Origin of the sequence: Sphaerisporangium album, assembly GCF_003323745.1 — a bacterium.
Classification (GTDB): domain Bacteria; phylum Actinomycetota; class Actinomycetes; order Streptosporangiales; family Streptosporangiaceae; genus Sphaerisporangium; species Sphaerisporangium album.
On sequence record NZ_QOIL01000009.1, the window covers coordinates 115,160 to 140,396 of the forward strand.

The following is a 25,237-nucleotide window of genomic DNA, read 5'->3' on the forward strand; positions in this document are numbered from 1 at the left end:
ACCGTGAAGAGACCGTACATACGCGATACCCGTGTCCGGACCGGCGCGGTCCGGGCGTCCGGCGTCACCGCCGCCCTGTGCCTGAGCCTGGCCGCCGCCACGTCTCCCGCACACGCCGAGCACACCGCGGGGTACGCCCCCGTGCAGGTCGCCGTCATCAACGGCGACTTCAGCCTTCCCGCCATCACCGGCGGCGAGCCCAACTGGCTGGCGGTCCAGGGCTGGTCGGTGGGTTCGACCAACGGATCCGGCACCGGATCGGGCGTCGGGCGCTTCTCGGGCGCCAACTCCGGGCACCCGGCCGGGAAGACGGCCGTCATGCTGCGCTTCCCCCTGGCCTCCTACGCCTTCAAGCAGCGGCTGCGCGGCGTACGCCCCGGCGCGCAGGTCACCGTCACCTTCGACGACAGCCCCGGGGTCTCCGCCAACTGCACCCCGGCCGCGCTCGCCGAGGGCCAGCCCTACACGGTCGAAGCCGCCGGCGGCGCGTCCAGCACCCGGACCACCGCTCCCGACCCGGACAAGAAGGCCAACACCCTCGGCAAGGGCGTCTGGCGCACCGGGCAGACCTACACGTTCACCGCGAGCGAGTACGAGCCGCTGCTCACGTTCACGTCCCAGGTGCCCAACACCTTCAACGCCGGCGGCTGGTGCGGGCCGATGATCGCCGACGTGCGGGCGACGCAGACGCCGCCGCCCGTGGACAAGACCATCCCGAAGACCGCCCTGCCGCCCTCCGTGGCCTTCTACGGCAACGACAGCAGGCCGGTGGCCGACGCGGTGAACTACTGCGCCGGCGCGACCGGCAGGTGCGCGTTCACCCCGGACAAGGACTACTCGTACGCCTACTACGAGCCCGCGCAGGTCAACAGCGACACCTACATCAACTGCACGCGCAACGTCCTCAAGCGGACGAGGCCGGTCACGTTCACCGGGCGCTCGTACGGCGACCTGCCCGCCAACGCCGGGCTGCCCGGCACGGGAACCACCGTGAGCAACATGGCGCAGCAGTTCTCGGCCGGGACGGCAACCTCTCCCGACTGGACCACGACCAACACGCGCAACGTCAACGAGGTCGTGCAGCCCTCGGAGGCGTCCTGGATCGAGACGCAGGCGGGCCGCAGGCGGACCGAGGGCTGGTTCACCCAGACCCCGGCCGCCGCGGACCCGAACTCCGAGTGGCGGCTCTACACCGTGCTGGACTACGCCGCGACGACGCTGTCCGACCGGGTGTACCAGCGGACGGGCCCGATGACCCCGGCGGAGAAGCTGCGCTGCCAGTCCGACCGCCCGTCCTCCCCGACCCCGGTCGGCGCGGGCGACCCGGCGGGCGCCGTCCGGGGCTAGGACCGCCGTTCGGGATGCCGATGCCGTGAGCGGAGGAACACCCGCCGCGGGTGGGGGCGGCGGGTGTTCCCCGGCGAGCGAGCTCCCAGGCCCCGGGTGGGGGGCACGCCGTGTGGGGTCGAGTCCTCGAAGGGCTGAGGGACGGAGGTTAGCCTGCGGTTATGCGGGTGGCGGGGGCTCGGGTGCTCATTACGGGGGCTTCGTCGGGGGTTGGGGCGGCCGTGGCGGGGGTGATGGCCGCGGCCGGGGCCGAGCTGGTTTTGGCCGGGCGAGATCGGGGGCGGCTGGAGGCGGTGGCCGCGCGGACCGGAGGGTCGGCCGTGGTCGCCGACGTTGTGAAGGACCGGGAGCTGTTGGCCGAGCGGGTGGGAAAGGTCGACGTGCTGGTCAGCAATGCGGGCGTGGGATGGGCGGGGTCGTTCACCCAGATGCCGGCGGACACGCTGGACGAGGTGGTGGCGGTCAACCTGACGGCGCCGATGCATCTGGCCCGGCTGCTCCTGCCCCACATGGTGGAGGCGGGACGGGGGCACGTGGTGCTCGTGGCGTCGATCGCGGGGGCGGTCGGGGTGGGGCGGGAGGCGGTGTACTCGGCGGCGAAGGCGGGGCTTCTCGTGTTCGCGGAGGCGCTGCGGGACGAGGTGCGGCAGGTGCCTGGTGTCGGGGTGTCGGTGGTGGTCCCGGGGGTGGTGGACACGCCGTTCTTCCGGCGGCGGGGGGAACCCTACGACCGGGCCTGGCCCACGCCGATCCCGCCCGAGCGGGTGGCGCGATGCGTCCTCAAGGCGGTCGAGCGCGGGCGGGCCGAATCGTACGTTCCGGGGTGGATGTGGATTCCGGCACGCCTGCGCGGCTCGGCGCCCGGCGTGTTCCGCGCGCTCACCCGGCGCTTCGGCTGATCAGCCCCGCTCCGGTGCGACGGGGAAGTGTCAGTGGGTGCGGATGGCGCGGAGGCTCTCCTTCAGGGAGGCCAGGGTGGCGAAGATGGCGGTGGGTTCGTAGCCGCAGTGGGCCATGCAGTTCTCGCACCTCGGGTCGCGGCCCCGCCCGTAGGACTCCCACGCGGTCTCGTCGACCAGTTCCTGGTAGGTCCGGGCGTACCCGTCCGACATCAGGTAGCACGGCCGCTGCCAGCCGTACAGCGAGTACGACGGGATCGCCCAGGCCGTGCACGGGAAGTCGACCTTGCCTTCGAGGAAGTCCAGGAAGAGCGGCGAGTGGTTGAACCGCCACCTGCGGCGGTTGCCGCCCGCGAAGGCCTTCCTGAACAGGTCGCGGATCTCCCGGACCCCGAGGAAGTGCTCCTGGTCGGGAGCCTTCTCGTAGGCGTACGCCGGGGAGATCATCATCTGGTCCACGCGCAGGTCGTCGTTGAGGTAGTTGAGGACGTCGATGACGGTCTGCGGAGAGTCGCCGCTGTAGAAGGTCGTGTTGGTGGTGACGCGGAAGCCCCGCCTGCGGCACTCGCGGACGGCGGCGACCGCCTCGTCGAACACACCTTCCTTGCACACGGACGCGTCGTGGCGCTCCCGGAGCCCGTCGATGTGGACCGTCCAGGCGAAGTACCGCGACGGCGTGAACTGGTCGAGCTTCTTGGGGATGAGCAGCGCGTTGGTGCACAGGTAGACGTACTTCTTACGGGCGACGAGCCGGCGGACGATCTCCGCGATCTGCGGGTGCATGAGCGGTTCCCCGCCCGCGATGGACACCATCGGCGCGCCGCACTCCTCGATGGCGCCGATGGCCTGCTCGACGGGCATGCGCCGCTTGAGGACGCCGGCGGGGTGCTGGATCTTGCCGCAGCCCGCGCAGGCCAGGTTGCAGGCGAACAGCGGCTCCAACTCGACCAGCAGTGGGAACTTCTCGCGCCGCCGCAGCTTCTGGCGAAGGATGTAGCCGCCGACACGAAGGCTCTGACGAACCGGGATCGTCATGACAACCGCACCTCCTCAGGAGGTGAGAACCGGATGGTGTGCTCGGCACGGGACGGCCGAAGCGCTGGAGCCGTGTTCCGGTGGGGGTCCACTGCGGACGCCCAGCAGGCGAGGGCCGGGGCGACGAGGCCCAGGACGCGGCGGGCGGCGAGGCCCGCGCGAACTACGGCGAGACCGAGCAGGGGTGTTCCGGGGGCGTCGACGATCACGCGTACCGCCGCCGGCGGACGGCCGCGCGCCGCCTCGGCCAGCGGCCCGGTCTCCATGTCGACGGCGAGCACCCCGAGGTCGGCCAAGCGGGGGCGCTCGGCTTGCCTGACCACGTGGTCGCAGGTCAGAAGGGGGCCGATGTGGGTACGCAGACCGTCGCGCGCCAGCTCGCGGGCGAGCTGCGGCGCGGTCGGGCACGGGTACACATGGCCGCCGTAGCGCACCTCGTCCGCCACCACGACGTCGCCCGGCCGCAGGGACGGATCGACCGCGCCGCCGAACCCGACCACGGCGATGACGTCATACGGGGGCAACATGCGCGCCGCGCGAGCAGCCCGGCGCGGCCCGGCCCCGGTCCTGATCACGCGCGCGTCGTCCGGCACGGACGCAAGACCGCGCCGGAGAGCCCTCGTCTCGATCCCGAGGGCCGCGCAGATCAGGAGCCGGGTCACGACGCCGCCGTCCCCGCCGTGCCACCATCGCGGACCCCGCCGGGTCCATCGTGGACCCCACCGGACCGATCGCGGACCCCGCCCGATCCATCACGGACCCTGCCCGATCCATCGCGGACCCCGCCCGACCCATCACCAACCCCACAGGACCCATCACGGAGTCCGCCCGATTTGTCGCCTTCGCGGAGTTTCCAGATGCCGTCGCGTGTGCCGGCCTTCGCGGTCGCGTCGCCTCCGGGGGCCCTTCGTGTCCCCGCTCCATCGTGGACCGGCGGCGTCCCTCTCGCGCGGAAACCCGCCGCCGCGTCGGCCTCGCGGGCGTGGAGGTAGCGGCCCAGGGCGCTGATCGGGAAGATCAGGCGGTAGAGGTGGTAGTTGATGTAGAAGTCGCCGGGGAAGCCGGTGCCGGTGAAGTACGGTTCGTCCCACGTGCCGTCCGGGCGCTGGTGGTCGACCAGCCACCGCACGCCCCGGTCGACCTCGTCCGAGCGCTCCCCGGCGGCGAGCAGGGCCAGCAGCCCCCAAGCGGTCTGCGACGCGGTGGACTCCCCGCGCCCGATCCACGCGGGGTCGGTGTACGAGCGCAGGTCCTCGCCCCACCCGCCGTCGTCGTTCTGGTGGGCGCGCAGCCAGGCGACGGCCCGCCGCACGCAGGTGCTCTCCGGCCGTACGCCCGCCGCGACCAGGGCGGGGACGACGGCCCCGGTGCCGTAGACGTGGTTGGCGCCCCACCGCCCGAACCAGGACCCGTCCGGCTCCTGCGCCTTGAGCAGCCAGATGACGGCCCGCCGCAGCGTCTCGGACCCGGCGGGCCGCTCGTGGGCGAGCGCCTCGACGACGTGGGCGGTGACGTCGGCGGACGGCGGGTCGATGACGGCGCCGAAGTCGCAGAACGGCAGCCTGGTGCAGAGCGTGCGGGTGTTGTCGGCGTCGAAGGCCGCGAAGCCGCCGTCGCGCGAGGCCATGCCCTCCATCCAGCGCACGGCGCGGTCGATGGCCTGCCGCGCGCCGGGCCTGCGGGTGCGGCGGAGCGCGAGGACGACCTCGGCGGTGTCGTCGGTGTCGGGGTAGCCGTCGTTGTGGAACTCGAACGCCCAGCCGCCGGGCGGCAGGTGGGGACGGCGTACGGCCCAGTCACCGGGGCCTTTGACCTCCTCGCCGACGAGCCAGTCGGCGGCCCTGGCGATGACGGCGTCGTCGGCGGGCACGCCCGCGTCGAGGAGGGCGTTGACGGCGAGGGCGGTGTCCCACACCGGGGACTGGCACGCCTCCAGCCGGCGCCCCCGCCCGTCCCTGATGGTGAACCGGTCGAGCCCTTCGAGGCCCCGGCGCATGACCGGGTGGTCGAGGTGGTATCCGGACAGGTGGAGTGCGATCAGCGAGTACACCCACGGCGGCTGGATGCCGCCCCAGGAGCCGTCGAGCTCCTGGCGGGCGACGATCCACTCGGCGGCCCGCCGCAGCGCGGCCTCCCGCAGACCGCGGACCGGCCGGCGCTGGTACCGGTGCAGCAGCCGGTCGAGCCCGCCGAACACCCCGTCCCACCCGAGCCCCCGGCGCCGGGGGACGGGCCGTCCGGTGCGCAGCTCGTCCAGTCCGAACGGCAGCGGACGCACGGGCCGGTGGGCGCTGACGATCGTGAGCGGGACGATCGTCTGGCGGGCCCAGCACGCCCAGTCGTACACGTTGAGCGGCGCCCACGACGGCAGGTACATCAGCTCGGGCGGCATCACGGGCAGGTCCTCCCACCGCCACCCGCCGAACAGGGCCAGCCAGATGCGGGTGAAGACGCGGGTCGCCTCGATCCCGCCGGAGCGCAGGACGTACGCGGCGGCCGCGCGCATGTGCGCCGCGTCCACGGGGTCCCCGGCGAGGCGCAGCGCGACGTAGGCCTCGACGGTGGTGGACAGGTCGCCGGGCCCGCCGTGGAAGTTGGCCCAGGTGCCGTCGGCGCGCTGCTCGGAGCGGATCCACCGCGCCGCCTCGGCGGTGTCGTGCTCGGTGCGGATGCCGAGGAACTCGCGCAGCAGCAGGTCCTCGGCGTCCATGGTCACGTTGGTCTGCAGCTCGCCCTTCCACCAGCCCTGCGGCGAGCGCAGGCGGATCAGGTGGTCGCAGGCGGCGCCGAGGGCGAGCCCGGCGCTGGAGTCGGGGAGGTGGACGTCGACCGTGGTCAGGTAGGTGGTCATGTCAGCGGTCCCGGCCGGTGAGGTAGAGGACGATGTCGAGGAACTCCGCGCGGACGTCGGCGGGCATACCGGCGGTGTCGAGGTGCAGCCCGGCGGCGTCGAGCCGGTGTTTGGCCTCGGTCTCGGCCCAGGCGCGGCCGCCGGCCTCCTCGACGAGGCGCGCGGCGTCCCGCAGGTCGGGTTCGGGCAGCGGGCCGGGCAGCGCGAGCAGCCGGGCGAGGCGTTCGCCGGCGGCCGTGCCGCTGGTCAGGGCGGCGACGACGGGCAGGGTCTTCTTGCGGGCGCGCAGGTCGGACAGGACGGGTTTGCCGGTCGCCTCGGGGCTGCCCCAGATGCCAAGCAGGTCGTCGGCGAGCTGGAAGGCCACCCCGGCCTCCATGCCGAAGGCGGCCAGCGCCGACACCAGCGGCCCCGGTCCCGCGACGGCCGTGGCGCCGATCGAGCAGGCGCACGCCAGCAGGTCGCCGGTCTTGCGCGCCGACATCCGCAGGCATTCCTCCAGGGTCACGTCGTCGCGCCGCTCGAACTCCAGGTCCAGCGCCTGCCCGGCGATCAGCCCCCGGGTGGTGCGGCCGAGGGCCCGCGCCGCGTCCACGAAGCCGGGCGTCCCGGGCTCGACCAGCAGCTCCCCGGCCAGCGCCAGCAGGGCGTCCCCCGCGAGGATCGCCTCGGACCTGCCGAACACCGTCCACGCGGCGGGACGGTGCCTGCGCACGCGGTCGCCGTCCATGATGTCGTCGTGGAGCAGCGAGAAGGCGTGCACCAGCTCCACCGCCGCGCCCACCACCGCCCCGACGTCCGCGCCGCCGCGCGCGGCCCGCGCCGAGAGCACGGCCAGCGCGGGACGCAGGGCCTTTCCGCCGTGCGAGACGGGCTGCCCGGCGGCGTCGGCCCAGCCGAGGTGGTAGGCGGCGACGCGCGCCGTGATCGGGTCCAGCCGCGCGACGGCCTCGCGCATCACCGGGTCGACGAGCCCTCGGGCGGCCTCCACCGCCGCCGGGACGACCGGGGTCACGTGGGGATCCCCTGCCGAAGATGCCGCCTGACGAGGCGTGCCGCCTCCAGTCCGCTGCGCACGGCGCCCTCCATGGTGTCGGGCCAGCCCGTGTTCGTCCACGCGCCGGCGAGGTACAGGCCGGGCCACCGAGTGGCGGCCCTCGGACGGAGCGCGCCGCTGCCAGGGCTCTGGCGGAAGGTGGCGCGCCGCTCCTTGGTGACGAAGAAGTCGATGAGCCGCGCCCGCCCGGGGAAGAGCTGTTCGAGCGCGGGGACGAACTCGGCCTGGATCTTGGCGACGGGCAGGTCGATCCAGCGGCTCGCGGCGGACACCGAGACGGTGAGGTACTGCCCCCGGTCCAGCCCGGCGACGTGGGTCTTGTCGAAGACCCACTGCACGGGCGAGCCGACGACGGCGGCGAACGGCAGGGCGGTGACGGGCCGGTCGAAGACCACGTGCACGTTGACGATCGGGCCGGCGCCGAGGCCGCTCCAGCGGTCCCGGTCGGGCGCGGCGTCGCGCGGGGTGATCCTGGCGGCCTGCTCGTGCGGCGTGGCGACGATGACCGCGGACGCGGCGACCCGCGCGCCGTCCACGACGATCGCGGGGCCGCGCTCGACGGCCGTGACCTTCGCCGACAGGCGCACCTCGCCGCCGCGCCGCCGGATCGCGGCCAGGGCTCCCGTGCCGTGCAGCACGCCGAGCGGCACGGCCGGGACGCCGATGTCGGCGGCGTCGGCCCGCCCGAGCAGCGCGGTCTGGAACACCTTCGCCGCGGGCCCGAGGGCCGCCTCTCCGCTGGCGACGTTCAGCGCCGCCACGGTGAACAGCTCCCACAGCGCCTCGCGGGCGGGGGCGCGCTGGCCGTGCGCGGCCAGCCAGGTGCCGAGGTCGACCCGGTCGAGCGCGGGGTCGGCGGGGTCGAGCCGGGTCAGGGCGGCGGACGCGCGGACGGCGCGCAGCCGGTCGGCGGGGCTGAGCAGGGCGTACGCGGCGATGGCGGGCATCATGTGGAAGGGGCCGGGCAGGGCGGCGCGCCGCAGGCGTCCGGACCGTCCCTCCGGGGTGAGGACGCGCACGTCGAACCGGTCCTGCATGCGCACCTGGCCGGGGCCGGCGATCCTGTCGAGCAGGCCGCGGTACGCCGTGCAGCAGCGCAGGAACACGTGCTGGCCGTTGTCCACGGTCAGGCCGTCGCGCCGGAACGAGTGGGTGGCGCCGCCGAGCCTCGGGCGGGCCTCGTACAACGTCACCGGCAGGCCCGCCTCGCCGAGCGCGACCGCGGCGGCGATGCCCGCGAGGCCGCCGCCGACGATCGCGACGGGCGCGGCGCTCATCGGCCGGCCCCCGCGAGCGCGCGGGCGGCGACCATCGCCTTCTCCCAGGTGGGCAGGGACGACCTGGCCGACATCGCCTGCGCGGGCTGGGCCGCGATGCGTTCGAGCAGGCTGCGGTAGATGCCGGCCATCGCCGCGGTGCAGGCGGCGCTGCGCCGGTCGAGCATGGGCAGCAGCCGCATGCCGCGCTGGTACCACTCGCGTGCGCGTCCGGCCTCGTACCGGATCAGCTTGGCCAGGCGGTGCGGCGGGTCGGTGAACGTCCCGGAGGAGTCCAGGGTGAGGGTGCAGCCGAAGCGTTCGAGGTCCTCGGCCGGAAGGTAGACGCGGCCGGCCAGCCGGTCCTCGCGCACGTCGCGCAGGATGTTGGTGATCTGCAGCGCCACGCCCAGGGCGTCGGCGAGCGGCGCGGCGGCCTTCGGGTCCGGCGCTCCGAAGACGCCGAGCGACAGCCGCCCGACCGAGCCGGCGACGCACCGGCAGTAGGCGAGCATCTCGTCGAAGCTCTCGTACGCGGCGCCGCGCACGTCCGCGGCGCACCCGTCGATGAGCTCATCGAAGCCGGTGAGCGGGATGGGGTAGCGGCGGGCCGCGTCGAGCAGGGCGATGAGGACCAGGTCGTCCGCGCCCGGATCGCGGTCGGGGTGGGGACGCCGGATCGCCGCGCGCGCCTCGGCGAGGCGGGCCAGCCGTTCGGCGGCGGGGCCGTCGGCGTCGCCGATGTCGTCGATCCTCCGCGCGAAGGCGTACACGGCGCTGAGCGCCCGGCGCTTGGGGGCGGGCAGCAGGCGGATGCCGTAGGAGAAGTTCCTCGCCTGGGTGCGGACGATGTGCTCGCAGCGGCGGTACGCGAGTGCGACGGTCACCCGTTCACCTCCCCTTCGCTAGTAGTCGGAGCCATGACGCCAGCCACCGGCCGCGGCGCGGGCGCACGGCCCGGCCGAGGACGTCGTACGAGGCCCGCTCCAGCGCGGCGACCGTGGCCAGGCCCCCGGCGACGTAGCCCGCGACGGCCGGGCGCGCGTGCCCGCTGAGGGTCGCCACCAGCGGGCGGCCCTCCTCCAGCAGCCGCGCGGCCCGTTGCGTCTGCAGGGCCACCACCTGGCGCAGCGCCGGCGACGTCGTGGCGCCCGCCAGCTCCTCCTCGGCGCAGCCGAAGTCGTGCAGGTCCTTGGCGGGCAGGTAGACGCGGCCCCGCCGATGGTCCTCGCCGACGTCCTGGCAGTGCTCGACGATCTGCAGCGCCGTGCACACCCGGTCGGACGGCGGCAGCCGCTCGGGGCTCGCCTGGCCGAAGACGTGCAGCACGATGTGCCCTACGGGGTTGGCCGACAGCTCGCAGTAGGCGAGCAGGTCGTCGAAGGTCTCGTAGCGGATGACGGTCTGGTCGCGGCGGTTGGCCCTCACCAGCTTCTGGAACGGCTCGGCCGGGATTGCGCACGCCTCGACGGTGGGCGCGAGCTCCTGGACGGCGGACAGGCAGGGGGCCGACCCGGCGTACAGGCGGTCGAGGTCGGCGTCGACGAGGTCGAGCAGCCACATCCGATCGCCCGGCTTTGCCTCGTCGCCGATGTCGTCGACGAAGCGTGCGAATCCGTAGACCGCCAGCAGGTGGTCCCGATACGCGCGCGGCAATAACCGTAAGGCCACCGGAAAATTTTCACCGGTGGCCCTGAATACGATGCCGTGTTTGCCGTCCTGCCGCGATGACACCGGTACGGAATTTCCGCCGACAGACGCCACCAAACGACGAATGCCCTGCTCACCGACACCTATTGCGCTCCCTCGGCGATAAATTTACGCGTTGCCGGGGCGGCCCCGCGCCGCGGGTAAAGGCGGCCACCGGTCCGGCCCCCGCCGCCTTGGCGAGCATTGGCGCGATCGCGCTTTTACCGATACCGGCCGCCGGAGATGGTCATTTCGACGCGGTCATCGAGGAGCACATGACGAGCCCATCGCCGTATCTCGGGGTCCCGGGCACGCCGCCCGGCCCGCGCGACGCCGTGCTCGCGCAGGGGCCCGGCGCGCAGCCCCAGGGAGCGGCAGCGGCCGACCAGCGCGGGCAGGGCGCCGAGCGCCGCCCGCCAGGAGCCGGGGGCGGAGGTGTGGTCGGAGTCGTGCAGCAGGAGCGTGGCGCCGCCCCGCAGGCCGGGCAGCATGGCCGCCAGCACCGACGCGGGGCTCGCCGTGGCCGTCCAGTCCCTTCCCCATACCGTCCACAGCACCGGGCGCAGGCCGCGGGCGCGGGCCGCGACCAGCGTCTCGGCGCTGAGCACGCCGTAGGGCGGCCGGTACCAGGCGGGACGGACGCCGGTGACCTCGTGGACCAGGTCGCACGCGGCGCCGATCTCCCTGGCCGCCCGGCCGGGACGCATGCCGAGGGCGTTGTCGTGCCGCCAGCCGTGGACGCCGATCTCGTGGCCCTCGGCGACGACGCGGCGGCCCACCTCGGGGTGGCGTTCGAGCATCTCCCCGAGCACGAAGAACGTGGCCCGGCAGCCGAGCCGCCGCAGTTCGTCCAGGAAGCGCGGCGTGGAAGCGGGGTCGGGGCCGTCGTCGAAGGTCAGCGCCACGTGGCCGGGCGCGCCCACCCCCGCGAGCCCCGGCAGCAGCCGTCGTACGCCGGGCAGCCACGTCGCGGCGGGCCCGGCGTGCACGGCCGCCAGCCCCGCGGCGGTCCCCGCCAGCGCGCGGATCATCGGGCGGCACCGTGAGCGGGCGGCGGGTGCTGATCGTGAGCGCGGGCATGGGCGCCGGCCACGACGGCGTCGCCGCGGAGCTGGCCCGGCGGCTGGTCGCGGACGGCGCCGAGGCGGAGATCGTCGATGTCCTCCAGCTTCTCCCCCTCGGGCTGGGAACGCTGCTGCGCCGGTGGTACCACTGGATGATCACGCGGGCGTCGTGGCTCTACGACGTCATCTACCAGGTCTTCTTCATCGCCAAACGGGCGCCGTCGGCCTCGCCGCTGACCGTCCTGGCCGCCGCGCGCCTGGGCCGCCTGCCCGGTCTGCACCGGTACGACGAGGTGGTCCCGACGTTCCACCTGGCCGCCCAGGCGACCGGACGGCTGCGTGAGCGCGGGCGGCTGCGGGCGCGCAGCACGGTCCTGGTGACCGACTTCGCCGTGCACCGGATGTGGCTGCACCCCGGCAACGACCGCCACCTGTGCCCGAACCCGGCCATGACCGGCCGGATCACGGCCGCGACCGGCCGTCCCGCCGTCCCCTGCGCCCCGGTGGTACGGCCGGCCTTCACGAGCCCGGTCAGCCGCGCGGACGACGGCGCGGAGGACCGCACAGACGACCGCGCAGACGGCCGCGCGGCGGTGCGCGCCCGGATCGGCGCGCGCCCCGGCGACCGGCTGGTGCTGATCTCGGCGGGCTCGTGGGGAGTGGGGCCGGTGGCGCGGGCGGCGCGGATCCTCGCGCGTTCCGGCCGGTACACGCCCGTCGTCCTGTGCGGGCGCAACGCCGACCTGCGCCGCCGCCTACAGGCCGCCGGGGACGGGCCGGCGCTCGGCTGGCGCGACGACGTGCCCGCGCTCATGGAGGCGGCGTACGCGCTGGTGGACAACGGAGCCGGGCTGACCTGCGAGGAGGCCTTCGCCGCCGGGCTGCCCGTGGTCTCCTACCGTCCCATCGCCGGGCACGGGCGCGACGGCGTGCGGGCGATGGCGCGGGCCGGGGTGACCGTCCACGCCCGGCGCGGCGCGGACCTGCTGCGCGCGCTCGACCGGCTCGGGGACGCCACGCACCGCGCCCGCCAGGTCGCCCGCGCCTCGGCCCTGTTCGCGTCGCCGCCTGCCGAGAGCCTGCTCGTCCCCTTGGTCGAGCCCCTGCCCGGCCCCCTGCTCAGGCCGGCTCCTGCGTCGGCTCCGGCGCGAGCTCGTGCGCCCGGATCGGAGGCGACTTGGACAGCAGGAAGCTCCCGTAGATGATCATCCCGATGCCGGCCGCCTCCAGGATGATCCACGGCCCCGTGCGCACGTACTCCCCGAACAGCGTGGTGCCGTACAGGATGCCGGCCACCGGATCGCTGATCGTCAGCGCCGGCTGAGCCGCCACCAGGGGCCCGCTCTGCAGCGCGTTCTGCAGCAGGAACAGGCTGCACAACCCCGCGAGGACCATCGCGTACAGCTGCCACGAGGTGGCCAGGGCGCCGGGTTCGGACTCGAAGATGGACGTGCTCTCCTTCATGAACGTCGCGGTGAAGGCGAACCCGATGCCGGCGGCGACGCCCAGAACGGCCGCCCGCCCGGCGCCGATCAGGAACAGCCGGGCCACGATCACGAGCCCGATCACGGTGCCCACGGTGGCGACGCCCGCCATGAGCCAGAGCGCCGAGGTGGGCGGATGGCGGCCCGGGCCGGGCGCGGCGCTGGCGAGGAACGTCACCAGCCCGGCCGTCATCACCCCGACCGCGGCCCACGAGCGGCGGTCGAGCTTGATGCCGAACATCCACGAGATGAGCAGCATCGTGAACGGCAACTCGACCACGAGGGTGGGCTGCACGAGCGCCAGCGCCCCCACCGACAGCGCGGCGGCCTGGAAGGCGAACCCCGCGATCAGCGCGCCGATTCCGGCCAGCCAGACCGGATGGCGGATCAGGGCGAGGAAGAGCGACAGCCGGAACGCCTTCTGCTCGGGCACCGTGCGGGCGGCGCGACGCTGCAGTACGGAGGCGAGCGCGTTGCTCGCGGCGGCGCACACCGCCAGGAGAATCGGCGTCATCGCCGCTCCCCGGCCTGGCGCACGAGCATGCCGTCCTCGGGCTTGGACAGGAAGGGGGACCGCCCGAGCAGCAGGATGCCGGTTACCATCGCCGACAGGCCGGCGACCTCCGCCGCCAGCGCGCCCGGCGAGACGCGCAGCCGCTCGGACAAGATGGCGATGCCGAGCAGGATGCCGATCATCGGCTCGGTGGCGGTGGTGGCGGGAAGCGAGACCCGCAGGGGCGCGGCGTCGAACGCGCTCTGGTTGAGCAGCAGCCCCACCAGGGCCACGCACGGCACGGCGTACGGCTGCCAGGTCCGCGCGACCGCGCCCAGGCCGTTGTCGAGCATGACCAGCGTGCTGTGCGTCAGGACGTCCTGCATTCCGTACAGGACGCCCGCCGAGGCGGCCAGCAGCATGGCCTTGACCTGCAGGGACACCCGCAGCGCGATCACGACCAGGATCGCCGAGAGCCCGAGCGCCGCGAGCATCGCGAGCCAGCGCGGCGAGCCCGGGTCGGGAAGGCCGGGCTTCCGCGCCCGGCGCGGCTGGCCGAAGGCCAGGAAGAGCGCCACGCCCCCGCTCACCAGCACCGCGCCGAGCCATTCGATCCAGGCGAAGTGCTGCTGGTAGATCAGGTGCGCGGCGACCAGGGCGAACAGCAGGCTCGTCGCCAGAAGCGGCTCGACCGCCGAGAGGCTCGCCTGCCCGAGCGCGATCGCACCGAGGATCTGCCCGCAGAACATCAGGCCGATGCCCGCCAGCCACAGGGGCGTGTGGATCAGGTGCAGCAGCAGGCGCCAGTGCAGCATCTCGCTCAGGGGCTCGCGGTACGCGGCGTGCTGCTGGGCGACGAATCCGAGACCGAGCAGGCAGGCCGCCGCCAGGGAAAGCCCGATGATCATGTACGGCTCTCCCCTCGGCGCTCCCCGGAACCCCATCTGACCTGGTCAGATTATGCGATCCCCCGAAGCCGGCACCGCCGTGGCCCTCGCGGCGGGGCGCTCCCGGCGGCGTGGTTCACGTGAAACCGTGGCCTGACGTCGAACGGTGACGTCCAACGTGACGCCGAAACAGTGACGCCGAAACAGTGACGTCGAACGGTCAGGTCGAACCGTGAGGCCGAACGGCCTGACAGGGGACGAGGCCCGGTCGGCGGTGACCGGGCCTCGTGTTTCATGGGGAGAGCGGCACGGCCGCCGCGTGACGTCGAGGGTGTCCACACAACACCGGCCGGTCACGCGTGAGCCGTACCCGGCCAGTGAGATCAGGGATTCTCACTGGGGTCCGCGAACTAGCCGACGCGCTGCCACAGCGACGGCACGACCGGCGGCTCCCAGCCGACCTGGGCGGTGTGGCCCTGGACGCAGCGGTAGGTCGAGCCGCCGTAGGTGACCGTGTCGCCGGCCGCGTACGTACGGCCGGCCTGCCAGGTGCCGCCGGGACCGGCCGTGGGGCTGGTGGTCGGGCTGACGGTGGGGCCGGCGGTCGGGGAGGGCGGGGCGCCCTGGACGTTGAGCACGAAGTCGAACGTCGCCTCCCGGCCGGTGCCGTTGGTGCGGACGGTCATCAGCAGCCGGGCGTCGTAGATCGTGTCGGTGCTGTTGCGCGGCTCGCCGGGGAAGTAGAGCTGCGTCGTGAGGACGGGCTTGTTGGGGGCCTGCGCCTTCACGTGGATGTGCCGCGTCCGTCCCGGGTAGAGGCCGGGGACGATCGTGGTCAGCTTGTACGCCCCGTTGGCGTCGGTGTACTGGTGGCCGCGGAAGTTGAAGCCGGAGTTGTCGTAGGCGCCGTTCCTGTCCGCCTGCCAGAAGTCCAGCAGCACGTTGGGGAGCGGCCGGCAGGAGAGCCCGAAGACGTACCCGCTGATCGTCAGGGGTGTACCGGTCCCCGGCAGCGTGGTGCGCTGCGGGGAGTTCGGCTTGAAGTACGGGCCCTCGGTCTGCGGGATCGTCGGGTCGTCGCCGTCGTCGCAGAACGGCGTGGGGAGCAGGGGCTCGCCGGCGGCCGCCACGTCGCGGGCGAGCGAGGCGTGCGCCACCTTGCCGGCCAGGATCGGGATCGGGGCGCCGATCAGTGCGGCCTTGAGCAGGGTCTTGCGGGTGATCCCGCCGGCCCTCTCTTCGTCTTTCGGGTCCCTGGGTTCCATGGGTTCCTCCACGTGAGTCCTGGTTCCGGTTGGTTTGTGGAGGAGTCAGGACGGACGGCCTCCCCGCGAGGTCCGCCGCCCTGACTCCTCCCCGGGCGGACACGGCTCCGCCCGGTCGGGAGACGTCGCCCCGCCCCTGCGGAGTCGGGCGGCGGACGACGTCGTGTGGTCAGGAGGTCCGGGAGCGGGCGGCCGGGCGAGGGGGCCGCCCGCTCCGGACGGTCAGACGGGCTGCCAGAGGGCCGGGACGTTCGGCGGCTCCCAGCCGGGCAGCGAGGTGTGCGACTGGAGGCACCGGTAGGTCACGCCCGCGTAGGTCACCGTCTGGCCGGCGGTGTACGCGGTCCACTCCTTCCAGGTGGTGCCGCCCTGGTCGCCGCCGATGGTGAGGGAGAAGGAGGCCGAGCGGTCGGCGCTGGTCCCGTCGGCGTTGAGGTTGATGGTGTACGTGCCCGCCGTCGCGCCCGCGGTCGTCGCGATCGTCACCGAGGACGACTGCCCCGCGGTGATCGTCTGCGGCGAGAACGTGACCGAAACCCCGGCGGGGACGCTCGACGCCGACAGCGTCACCTGCTGGGCGTTGCCCGAGCTGACCTGGGTGGACAGCGTCGTGGTGGTCGACTGGCCTGCCCGCACCGACGCCGAGGACGGGTTCGCCGTCACGGTGTAGTCGTCGGTGGGCGGCGGGCCCTGCCCGGCCGCGAGCTTCCACAGCACGTAGGCGATGCCGTCGGCGTTGCGGTCCAGGGCCGTGGTGTTGATGTTGGACGGGTAACTGTCGCACGCGGAGTGGTAGCACCGGTCGAACGCCTGCCCGGCCGTGCCGCCCCACTTCTGCGCCTGGGCCGCGGACTTGACCGTCTCCGCGCCGGTGAAGACGCCGCCGACCCGGACGCCCGCGTTCTTGAACGGGGTGTGGTCGCTGCGGCCGTCGCCCTCGGTCTCGATCTCCGTCGGGACGCTCAGCGTGGCGTAGTAGTCGTTGAACAGCCTCTGGAGCGCGGGGTCGTCGTCGTAGACGAAGTAGCCCGCGTTGGGCGAGGCGGTCATGTCGAAGTTGAGGTAGGTCTCGACTCCGGCGGCGCCGCCGTTCTGGACGTAGTACGTCGAGCCGCGCATGCCCAGCTCCTCGGCGCCCCACCAGGCGAACCGCACGTGCTTGGTGAGGGTCGGGTTCTTGGCGGCGAGGGTGAGCGCGATCTCCAGCAGCGAGGCGGAGCCGGACCCGTTGTCGTTGATGCCGGGGCCCGCCGCGACGCTGTCCAGGTGGCCGCCGAGCATGAGGGTCGGGCTCGCGGGTCCGCCGGTCCAGTCGGCGATCAGGTTGGTGTGCGTCTGGCCGTTGTAGGTGAAGTTCTGCGTGCGGGTGGTGTACCCGGCGGCGTCGAGCTTGCCCTTCACGTAGTTCAGCGCGTTGGTGTACGCGGTGGACGGCGAGGGGCGGTTGCCGATGGACTGGAGCTGCTGGAGGTGGGCGTTGATGTTGGCGACCGGGATGTCCGGTGTGGTGGGGTCGGGCGGGTTGGAGCCGACCGTCAGCGAGTACGTCGCCTGCTTGTCGGCGTCCACGCCGTCCGCGACGACCGTGATCGGGTAGGTGCCCGCGGGGGTTGTGGCGGCCGTGGCCAGCCTGAGCTGCGAGGTCTGCCCGGCGGTGATGGTGGCCGGGGTGAACGTCGCGGTGACGCCGGTGGGCAGGGCGCTGGTCCGCAGCGTGATCTGCTGGGCGCTGCCCGCGGTGACCGTCGTGCTCAGCGTGGAGGTGACCGCCTGGCCCGCCTGCGTGCTGCCGGAGGCCGGGCTGAGCGAGACGGAGAAGTCGTTGCCGCCCGGGTTCGCCGTGCAGGTCGGGTCGTTGGTGGCCGGGACGTTGACCGCGGTCCAGGCGGCCTTGACCGCGTTGAACTCCGTGCAGCTCCCGGGGAACAGCGACTTGGCGGCGTTCAGCGTGTTGATGCGCGCCTTGGCGTGCGTCCGCGGGCTGGTCTTCAGGTTCAGGCCCGCCAGGAAGATCTTGCCGGCCTTCTGGATGCCGATGCCGGTCAGCGACGAGGGACCGCTGCAGACGGGACTGCCCGGCTTGCCGCCGCCGGGGTTGGTGCCCTCCGCGAGCAGGTAGAACCAGTGGTTCTGCGGCCCGGCCGCCGCGTGGACCTCGGTGTTCGGGATCGAGCTGCTGTAGCAGTTCGGGTCACCGTTGGTCGACGGGTTGTACATGTACCGGATCGGGCCCTGGCCGACGAGGTTGACCTCCTCGCCGACCTGGTAGTCCGGCGGGTCGTTCGGGTTGTCGGCGTACGCCTCGGTCAGCGCGCCGAAGATGTCACCGGTCGACTCGCCCAGGCCGCCGGCCTCGTTGCCGCTGCCCGCGCCGGAGCCGGTGAACTGGTCGATGGCGTGGCCGAACTCGTGGCCGACCACGTCCATCGGGGTGGCCTGCTGGTTGTTCGCCTGGTTGTGGCCGAACGTGGTGTAGCTGCCGTTCCAGTAGGCGTTGACCTCGTTGAGGCCCACCCGGATCGGGAACCCGCCGCCCGAGCCGTTGACGCCGTTGCGCCCGAGCCAGTCCCGGAGCATGTTCCACTCGGTCTGGGCCGCGTAGAGCGCGTCGACGCAGGCGGTCTCCAGGTTGGTGCCCGAGGCGTTGCCCCAGTCGTCGTCAGGACCGGTGTAGGCGGTGCCGTTCTGGCCGCCGCACTGCAGGCCGGAGCGCGTGGTGTCCCGCATCGTGTAGCTGCCGGCCGAGCCCGACGTCTGGATCGTCACCGGGTTGCCGTTGTAGTAGCTGTGCCCGGTGCCGGCCTTGACGTCGTCGTAGGAGTCGACCACCTTGCCGGTGACCGCGTCGACGAAGACGTGCAGGATGCTCGGGACGCCGCCCTTCGCCTTGCCGGTGACCACCGTCTCCCACGCCAGCTTCGGCGTGTCGAGGGCGGCGTCGACGAGGAGCTTCGGCGCGCTGACGGACTCGACGGAGGCCAGCAGCCCGCGCGCCTTCACGGCGGCCTGCGCCTCGGTGACCCTGGGCACCTGCGAGACGTTCAGCTCGGTGCGCTGACCTGTGGTGACGACCTGCACGGACTGCCCGGACGCGTCAGTGGAGACGATGACGTCGCCGCCGTAGACGGGCAGGCCCGCGTGGGTGCGGGTGTAGGTCAGGTACTGCAGGCCGCCCGCGCCGGTGACGGTGCGGGCGAGGGTGTACTCGTCCGAGGGCGCGGTGTGCAGCGCGTCCGCGTGAGCGGAGAGCGCGCCTGCCGCGCTGGCGAGTGCGCGCGCCTGGGGGCCGGGTGAGGCCGGGGCGCTGGCCGCGGAAGCCGGCGTGGTCGCCGTTCCCGCGAGGGATGACGAGGTCAGGGCTGCCGCCGTCAGTACGGCGAGCGCGGCTGACCTTAGAGGGGGTTTCACTCCTGGTGACTCCGTCCCTTGGGGGGTTGAGGGGAGGAGCCCGGCCGGGGCTGAAGCACACCGTGACATCCGCGGCGGGAGGCGGGTAACCCCGCAACTTCCTATACGGTCGCGGTATAGGGGTCCAGGGACTGCGGCTGAGGAAGGGTTCCGTGACGCTTGAGCCAGTCCTGATACACCGCCGACTTCTCGGCGTCGGCCCAGTACGCGCGGCGTACCGCCGTCACGAGCTCGGCGATGTGCGGGTCCACCGGTCCGGCCTCGGTCCAGCCGATCAGGTGGCGGAAACTGAGCGGCGTTCCGGCCAGCGGGCGCACCACGATGCCCGGGTAGCCCCGGGTGGTCGCCTGGAACATCCCGACGCAGCGGGACGCGGCGATCAGGTCCACCGCCACGCTGAGGGTGGCCTCGCAACCGATCTTCGGGACGAACCCCGCCCGTGCGCACGCCTCGCCGAAGTGCTCCCGGTGGCCGACCTCGATCATCACCGGCAGCGACCACTCCTCCTCGGCGAGGTCGGCCAGCTCGATCTCCTGGTGGGCGGCCAGGGGGTGCGACTCGGCGACTCCCACGAAGATCGGCTCCCACGCGACCGGCGCGTACCCGACGCCGGCGGGCGGCGCGAGCGGGAGGCCGGGGTAGTCGGCGAGCGTCGCCAGCTCCAGTCGCCGCGAGCGCAGCAGGCTGGGCAGCACGTCCATCGCCTCCTCCGTCCGCAGGGTGACCTCGGCGTCCGGCAGCAGCTCCCGGAGCGTTCCGATGATGTGCGGCGCGAGGTGGCTCGACATGCAGCCCACGCGCAGCACCCTGCGGCCGGCGAACCTCATGCCGTCGCGCCGCAGTTCCTCGAACGCGGGCAGCAGCGAGCGGGAGCGTGCCAGCACCCACTCGCCGAGCGGCGTGGGCGAGGCTCCCTCCCGCCCGCGCTCGAACAGCGGGCTGCCGAACATCGACTCGATGCGCCGGAGCTGAGCCGCCAGGGACGGCTGGGAGGTCTTCAGCACGGCAGCGGCCTTGGAGATGCTCCCGTGGTCCGCGATGGCGCAGACCGCGCGCAGATGACGCACTTCTAGATCCACGCCATGAGCCTAATAAGTAAAGAAACTTTAGAGTAGACCCAATAATGGCTTGTCAGCCGTAGTGGACCCCGCGCAGAGGGGGGACAAGACCGCTGTCGGCACCGGCACCACAGGGATCGGGCGAGGTTCGCCCGGCCCCTACCCGGTGTGCCCGGGAACGCCCCTCGGCGAGCCCGATCCGCGGAGGCATCGCAAGCACGGTGCGAAATTTCTGGGCGCCGCCGCGCCGCCTGGCCCCGGCGCCGGCCGAACCGCAGGGCGGTGCGAAATTTCGACGTGCCGCCGCCCGCCCACGCGGGCCGAACCGTCCCGGCTCCGGGTACGTTCTGAGGTCATGAGAAGTCGAGTGACGGCCGTCGTGCTGCTCGCGGCGGGGTTCCTCGTCACGGCGCCGAACGCGGCGTGCGCGTGCAGTTGCGCTCCCCAGCCGCCCGCCGACCAGATGAAGCGGTCGGCGGCCGTCTTCACCGGCACCGTCGTGGCCTCGCGGCAGGCCGAAGGCGGCGACCCGCTCGGCGTGGCGCCCCCGATCGTCTACACCTTCCGCGCCGACCAGGTCTACAAGGGCGACCCGGTCGTGCGGTTCGAGGTGGCCTCCAACGCCGACACCCCCGCGTGCGGCTACCAGTTCACGACCGGCGGCCGGTACCTGGTGTTCGCGTCGTCCGAACGGACGGGCCTGGTGCCGCCCGTGCCCGGAGTGCCGCTGCACACGAGCCAGTGCGCGGGAAACCGGCAGGTCTCCGGCGGGACGGCCCCGCTCCGCGCGGGCGTCCCCGCTACGTCAGGAGACCCGGTGGACGCGGCGCTGATCACGGCCCTCGGCACGCCGAAGCGTCCCTCGGACGCGCCCCCGGCGGACTCCGCCACGCCCCAGGCGTCGCCGGTCGCGTCCGGGGACGGGGACGGGGACAGGCCCATCCAGATCTGGTACGCCGCCGGAGGGCTCGCGGCCGGCCTCGTCCTCTTCGCGGGACTGCGACTGCTCGGCCGACGCCTGAACAGGCGGCGCCCCGACGCGGGCTGAGACCCGGCCGGTTTGGTCAGAGGTTTCCGTCCAGTATTGGTGATCGATCCCCAGGGCGGCATAGCGTGGGAATATGGGTCGTAGTTCCTTCAGACTGCGCCCACGGTCGATCCGCGGACGCGTGACGCTGCTGACCGTCCTGATCACCGCTCTGATCCTCGTTCCGATGGCGCTGGTGCTCAACTCGGCCATCCAGCGGGTGCTGGCCGACGCGATCTGGCACGACACCCGCGCCCAGGCCATGGCGGTCGCCACGACGGTACGCGCGGGACACCTGCCTGCGAAGATCACGCCCGTCGTGCCCGGCATCGACCTGGTACAGGTACTCGGCCCCGGCAGGCACGTGATCGCCTCCTCCCCCCAGGCCAAGGGAGAGCCGCCGATCAGCACCATCTGGCCCACCGCCGACGATCCCATCGACGACGTGCAGACCTGCCTCTCCAACGGGCCGGGATGCCTGCGCCTCACCGCGCTGCGCGTCGACCCCGCGGCGAACTCGCCGGTCGTCTACGCCGGGCGCGTGGGCGGCATGCTGTCCACCGGCCTCGTCGACACGGCGGTGTCGGCCCAGACCGTCGCGCTGATCGTGCTGGTCGGCTGGACGACCTGGCAGGTCACCGGCCACACGCTGCGGCCGGTCGACGCGATCAGGTCGCAGCTCGCCGACATCACCTTCAAGGACCTGAGCGGCCGTGTCCGTGAGCCGGTCGGCGAGGACGAGGTCGCCCGGCTCGCCCGCACGATCAACGGCACGCTGGCCCGCCTGGAGAGCGCCGTGGAGGTGCGGCGGCGGTTCGTCACCGACGCCTCACACGAGCTGCGCACGCCGATCGCCGGGCTGCGCCTCCAACTGGAGGAAGCCCGGATGCACCCCGGGGAGACCGAGCTGGAGAAACTGATCGAGCGGGCGCTCCACGATGTCGACCGTCTTCAGGCGATCGTCACCGACCTGCTCTATCTCACCGGCCTGGAAGGCACACCACCCGACAGCCGCGAGGCGGTGGACCTGGCGCGCCTGGTGCGCGCGGAGCTGCGCCGCCGTGTGGACCGGCTGCCCACGCGGCTCGCGCTGACGGACGGGGTCGCGGTCGAGGCCGACCTCACGCAGCTCACGCGCGTGCTGTCCAACCTGCTCGACAACGCGCAACGGCACGCCAGGCACGAGGTGGAGGTCGCGGTGCGCAGGGACGGGGACCAGGCGCTGCTGACGGTCAGCGACGACGGCTCCGGCATCCCCGAGGCCGACAGGGCGCGGGTGTTCGAGCGGTTCACCCGGCTGGACGAGGCCCGCAGCCGCGACCACGGCGGCACCGGGCTGGGCCTGGCCATCGTGGACAACGTGGTGCGCGCCTATGGGGGGACGATCCGCGTGGAGCGGTCGGAGGCCGGGGGCGCGCGCTTCGAGATGCGGCTGCCGCTCGCCGGCGAGCCCGCGGAGCCCGTGGATTGTGTGGATGCTGTGAATTCTGTGGAGGAGCAGGCATAGGCCCGGAAGGCCGACCAGGCCTGGGTGCGGTACGCCCGGAAACGCCGATCACGCCGGAAACGTCGACGCCTGCCCTCGTCGACATGAGGGCAGGCGGTCTTCGATGGGCCTCAGCGGCGCTTCGGCCTGGCCTTGGAGTTCTCCCGAAAGCCGGAGACGAGGCCGAAGGTCAGCAGCGCCGCGACGGCGAGCGCCATGGCGATGAGAAGAGTCTTGATCATGTTCACGCTCCACGATTAAGTGACATAGCGTAGTCACAGGTGACTATTCGCATTGTCTCCTGCCCTGTCGCCGGTAAACGCGCCTTCCTCCACCGGCAGCGCGCCGGGCCGGGCCGCGATCGGCAACGTGATCACCATGGTGAGCCCCCCGCCGGGCGTCTCCTCGGGGACGAGCGTGCCGCCCATCGCCTCGGCCAGGCCCCGCGACAGCGCGAGACCGAGCCCCACACCGGTGTGGTTGTCGCGGTCCCCCATGCGCTGGAAGGGCATGAAGACCCGGTCGTGGTCCTCCGGCGGGATGCCCGGCCCCCGGTCGATGACGCGGATCTCCACATAGCCGCTGTGCCGGCTCGCGGTGACCAGCACCGGGTCCTCCGGCGGGCTGTAGCGCACCGCGTTGCTCATGACGTTGACCAGGATGCGCTCCAGCAGCGCCGGATCGGCGTCCACCTCGGGCAGGCCGGGCGCGATGTCGCCCTCGACGCGGTCCCTGATCGGGCCGAGGTCGTCGATCGAGCGCGGGATGATCTCCTCCACCGCGGTCGGCTCGGAGGTCAGGCCGAGCACGCCCGCTTGCAGACGGCTCATGTCGAGGAGGTTGGCGACCAGGCGGTCGAGTTTGACGAGCGATTCGTCGGCGGTGGCGAGCAGTTCGCGGCGGTCCTCCTCGCTCCAGGTGATGTCGGTGCTGCGCAGGCTCTCGACGGCGGCCTTGGCCGAGGCCAGGGGGGTGCGCAGGTCGTGGCTGACGGCGGCGAGCAGGGCGGTGCGCATCTTGTCGGCCTCGGCCAGGGGCCTTGCCTGCTCGGCCTCGGCGCGCAGGCGTTCCTGCCGCAGCGCGATGGCGGCCTCGGCGGCGAACGCCTCCAGGACCCGGCGGTCGGAGGCGTCCAGCAGCCGTCCCCGCACGGCCAGCACGAGGTCCTCGCCGATGGTCACGTCGGTGTCGGCCCCGGAGGGCGAGGTGCAGGGGGAGCCGCCGGAGGTGGCGACGATGCGCCAGGCCTCGGGCTCGGTGTGGTCGTCGGGGCTGGGCTCGGCGGTCCGTTCGAGCAGGGTGACCGACGTCAGGCCGAAGGTCTCACGCAGCCGGGCCAGCAGGGACGGCAGCGCCGCCTCGCCGCGCAGGACGTGCCCGGCGAGGGTGGAGAGCACCTCGGCCTCGGCGCCCGCGCGGGCGGCCTCCCGGGTCCTGCGCGCCGCGACGTCCACCACGGCGCTGACCATCACGGCCACCAGGACGTACACGCCGAGGGCCAGCAGGTTCTCCGGCTCGGAGATCGTGAACCGGCCGACCGGAGGGGTGAAGAAGTAGTTGAGCAGCAGGAACCCGGCCACGGCCGCGGTGACGGCGGGCCGCATGCCGCCCACCAGGGCAACGCCGACCACCGTCAGCAGGAACAGCAGGATCTCGGTCGGCAGCGCCAGCTCGCCCCGGTACGGGAGCAGCGCGGCCGTGAGCAGGGGCAGGATCAGCACGGCCATCGCCCACCCGGCGACGCGGCGCGTGCGGGTGAGCGCGGCCCTGGAGCCCGACCGCCGCGTCCCCTTGCTGACCTCCGGGTGGGTGACCATGTGGACGTCGATCGCGCCGGACAGGATCGTCGTCGTCACCCCGACGCCGCGCGAGACCAGCCGGGCCGGTCCGCCGCGCCGGGAGGCCCCGAGCACGAGCTGGGTGGCGTTCACGCCGCGCGCGAAGTCGACCAGCGCGTGCGGCACGTCGTCCCCGACGACCTGGTGGTAGGTGCCGCCGAGGCTCTCGACCAGCGTGCGCTGCCGCGACAGGTTCGCCGGGTCGGCGCCGCGCAGCCCGTCCGACCGGGTGACGTGGACGGCCAGCAGGTCGGCGCCCTTGGTGCGGGCGGCGATCCTGGCCGCCCGCCGCACCAGCGTGTCGCCCTCGGGGCCGCCGGTCAGCGCCACGACCACCCGCTCACGCGCCTCCCACGTGCCCGAGATGCCGTGGGCGGCGCGGTAGCCATCGAGTTGCTCGTCGACCTTGCCCGCCACCCACAGCAGGGCCAGCTCGCGCAGCGCGGTCAGGTTGCCGACGCGGAAGTAGTTCGACAGCGCGGCGTCGATCTTCTCCGGCGGGTAGATGTTGCCGTGCGCCATGCGGCGGCGCAGTGCCTCGGGCGCCATGTCCACGACCTCCACCTGGTCGGCCCGCCGGACGACCTCGTCCGGGACGGTCTCGCGTTGCGGCACGCCGGTGATCTCGTGGACCACGTCGTTGAGCGACTCCAGGTGCTGGATGTTGACCGTCGAGACCACGTCGATCCCCGCGTCCAGGATCTCCTCGATGTCCTGCCAGCGCTTGGCGTTGCGCGAGCCGGGGACGTTGGTGTGCGCCAGCTCGTCGATCAGCGCCAGCTTGGGGGCGCGCGCGATGACCGCCTCGACGTCCAGCTCGGTGAAGGTGGTCCCCCGGTAGACCATGGTCTTGCGGGGGACCACCTCCAGGTCGTCCAGCAGCGCGGCGGTGCGGGGCCGTCCGTGGGTCTCGACGAAGCCGACCACCACGTCGGTGCCCCGGGCCAGCCGCCGGTGGGCCTCGCCGAGCATCGCGAACGTCTTGCCCACGCCCGGGGCCGCTCCCAGGTAGATCCGCAACCGGCCGCGGGCCGCGCTCATCGCCCTCTCCTTTGGCTGTGCCGACGTGTTCGGTGTATCCGGTTCTACCTCT

General features: G+C 73.2%; 19 protein-coding genes. 5 read left to right on the forward strand and 14 right to left on the reverse strand.

What is annotated here, in order from left to right:
- The first annotated feature begins 3 nt into the window (after nt 1-3).
- Together DQ384_RS17410 and DQ384_RS17415 are read left to right on the forward strand one after the other, a co-directional pair.
- Nucleotides 4-1,347: a hypothetical protein gene (locus DQ384_RS17410; protein ID WP_147268811.1), complete on the forward strand. Its 1,344-nt coding sequence runs from the start codon at nt 4-6 to the stop codon at nt 1,345-1,347.
- A 161-nt stretch (nt 1,348-1,508) separates the two neighbouring features.
- Nucleotides 1,509-2,246, forward strand: coding sequence for an SDR family NAD(P)-dependent oxidoreductase (locus DQ384_RS17415; protein ID WP_114029887.1), 738 nt, complete (start codon nt 1,509-1,511; stop codon nt 2,244-2,246).
- Between the two features lie 30 nt (nt 2,247-2,276).
- On the opposite strand, the gene hpnH is transcribed toward DQ384_RS17415, so the two are convergent.
- From hpnH to DQ384_RS17455, 8 genes are all read right to left on the reverse strand, one after another.
- Nucleotides 2,277-3,281, reverse strand: a complete 1,005-nt coding sequence (hpnH, locus tag DQ384_RS17420; RefSeq protein WP_114029888.1) for an adenosyl-hopene transferase HpnH — start codon at nt 3,279-3,281, stop codon at nt 2,277-2,279.
- Nucleotides 3,278-3,943, reverse strand: a complete 666-nt coding sequence (locus DQ384_RS17425) for a phosphorylase family protein (RefSeq protein ID WP_181871264.1) — start codon at nt 3,941-3,943, stop codon at nt 3,278-3,280. The genes hpnH and DQ384_RS17425 overlap by 4 nt, the downstream gene beginning before the upstream one ends.
- Nucleotides 3,940-6,132: a squalene--hopene cyclase gene (gene shc, locus DQ384_RS17430; protein ID WP_114029890.1), complete on the reverse strand. Its 2,193-nt coding sequence runs from the start codon at nt 6,130-6,132 to the stop codon at nt 3,940-3,942. The genes DQ384_RS17425 and shc overlap by 4 nt, the downstream gene beginning before the upstream one ends.
- 1 nt (nt 6,133) lies before the next feature.
- Nucleotides 6,134-7,147 (reverse strand): polyprenyl synthetase family protein, encoded by a 1,014-nt coding sequence (locus DQ384_RS17435; RefSeq protein WP_114029891.1) that lies wholly within the window; start codon nt 7,145-7,147, stop codon nt 6,134-6,136.
- Nucleotides 7,144-8,466 carry a hydroxysqualene dehydroxylase HpnE gene (gene hpnE / locus DQ384_RS17440; RefSeq protein WP_114029892.1) on the reverse strand — a complete coding sequence of 441 codons (1,323 nt, stop codon included), beginning with the start codon at nt 8,464-8,466 and terminating at the stop codon, nt 7,144-7,146. Before hpnE ends, DQ384_RS17435 begins: the two co-directional genes overlap by 4 nt.
- Nucleotides 8,463-9,332, reverse strand: coding sequence for a presqualene diphosphate synthase HpnD (gene hpnD, locus DQ384_RS17445; protein WP_114029893.1), 870 nt, complete (start codon nt 9,330-9,332; stop codon nt 8,463-8,465). The genes hpnE and hpnD overlap by 4 nt, the downstream gene beginning before the upstream one ends.
- A 4-nt stretch (nt 9,333-9,336) precedes the next feature.
- Nucleotides 9,337-10,209 (reverse strand): squalene synthase HpnC, encoded by an 873-nt coding sequence (hpnC, locus tag DQ384_RS17450; RefSeq protein WP_342769412.1) that lies wholly within the window; start codon nt 10,207-10,209, stop codon nt 9,337-9,339.
- 146 nt (nt 10,210-10,355) lie between these two features.
- On the reverse strand, nt 10,356-11,165 hold the full coding sequence (locus DQ384_RS17455; protein WP_114029894.1) for a polysaccharide deacetylase family protein: 810 nt from the start codon (nt 11,163-11,165) through the stop codon (nt 10,356-10,358).
- Between the two features lie 11 nt (nt 11,166-11,176).
- On the opposite strand from DQ384_RS17455, the gene DQ384_RS17460 reads away from it, so the two are divergent.
- Complete coding sequence (locus DQ384_RS17460) at nt 11,177-12,403, forward strand: MGDG synthase family glycosyltransferase (RefSeq protein ID WP_245966558.1); 1,227 nt, start codon at nt 11,177-11,179, stop codon at nt 12,401-12,403.
- Here DQ384_RS17460 and DQ384_RS17465 read toward each other — a convergent pair.
- From DQ384_RS17465 to DQ384_RS17485, 5 genes are all read right to left on the reverse strand, one after another.
- Nucleotides 12,318-13,196: a DMT family transporter gene (locus DQ384_RS17465; protein ID WP_114029895.1), complete on the reverse strand. Its 879-nt coding sequence runs from the start codon at nt 13,194-13,196 to the stop codon at nt 12,318-12,320. The two genes, DQ384_RS17460 and DQ384_RS17465, sit on opposite strands and share 86 nt — an antisense overlap.
- Nucleotides 13,193-14,083 carry a DMT family transporter gene (locus DQ384_RS17470; RefSeq protein ID WP_114029896.1) on the reverse strand — a complete coding sequence of 297 codons (891 nt, stop codon included), beginning with the start codon at nt 14,081-14,083 and terminating at the stop codon, nt 13,193-13,195. The genes DQ384_RS17465 and DQ384_RS17470 overlap by 4 nt, the downstream gene beginning before the upstream one ends.
- A gap of 389 nt (nt 14,084-14,472) precedes the next feature.
- Complete coding sequence (locus DQ384_RS17475; RefSeq protein WP_114029897.1) at nt 14,473-15,327, reverse strand: dioxygenase family protein; 855 nt, start codon at nt 15,325-15,327, stop codon at nt 14,473-14,475.
- Nucleotides 15,328-15,549: 222 nt separating this feature from the next.
- The gene (locus DQ384_RS17480) at nt 15,550-18,735 is read right to left on the reverse strand and encodes a M28 family peptidase (protein WP_114029898.1); all 3,186 of its coding nucleotides are present in this window, start codon (nt 18,733-18,735) and stop codon (nt 15,550-15,552) included.
- 101 nt (nt 18,736-18,836) lie between these two features.
- On the reverse strand, nt 18,837-19,814 hold the full coding sequence (locus DQ384_RS17485) for a LysR family transcriptional regulator (protein WP_245966559.1): 978 nt from the start codon (nt 19,812-19,814) through the stop codon (nt 18,837-18,839).
- 334 nt (nt 19,815-20,148) lie between these two features.
- On the opposite strand from DQ384_RS17485, the gene DQ384_RS17490 reads away from it, so the two are divergent.
- Together DQ384_RS17490 and DQ384_RS17495 are read left to right on the forward strand one after the other, a co-directional pair.
- Complete coding sequence (locus DQ384_RS17490; protein WP_114029900.1) at nt 20,149-20,841, forward strand: hypothetical protein; 693 nt, start codon at nt 20,149-20,151, stop codon at nt 20,839-20,841.
- 121 nt (nt 20,842-20,962) lie between these two features.
- Nucleotides 20,963-22,327, forward strand: coding sequence for a sensor histidine kinase (locus DQ384_RS17495; RefSeq protein ID WP_114029901.1), 1,365 nt, complete (start codon nt 20,963-20,965; stop codon nt 22,325-22,327).
- Between the two features lie 254 nt (nt 22,328-22,581).
- On the opposite strand, the gene DQ384_RS17500 is transcribed toward DQ384_RS17495, so the two are convergent.
- Nucleotides 22,582-25,185, reverse strand: a complete 2,604-nt coding sequence (locus DQ384_RS17500) for a sensor histidine kinase (RefSeq protein ID WP_114029902.1) — start codon at nt 25,183-25,185, stop codon at nt 22,582-22,584.
- Between the last annotated feature and the right edge of the window lie 52 nt (nt 25,186-25,237).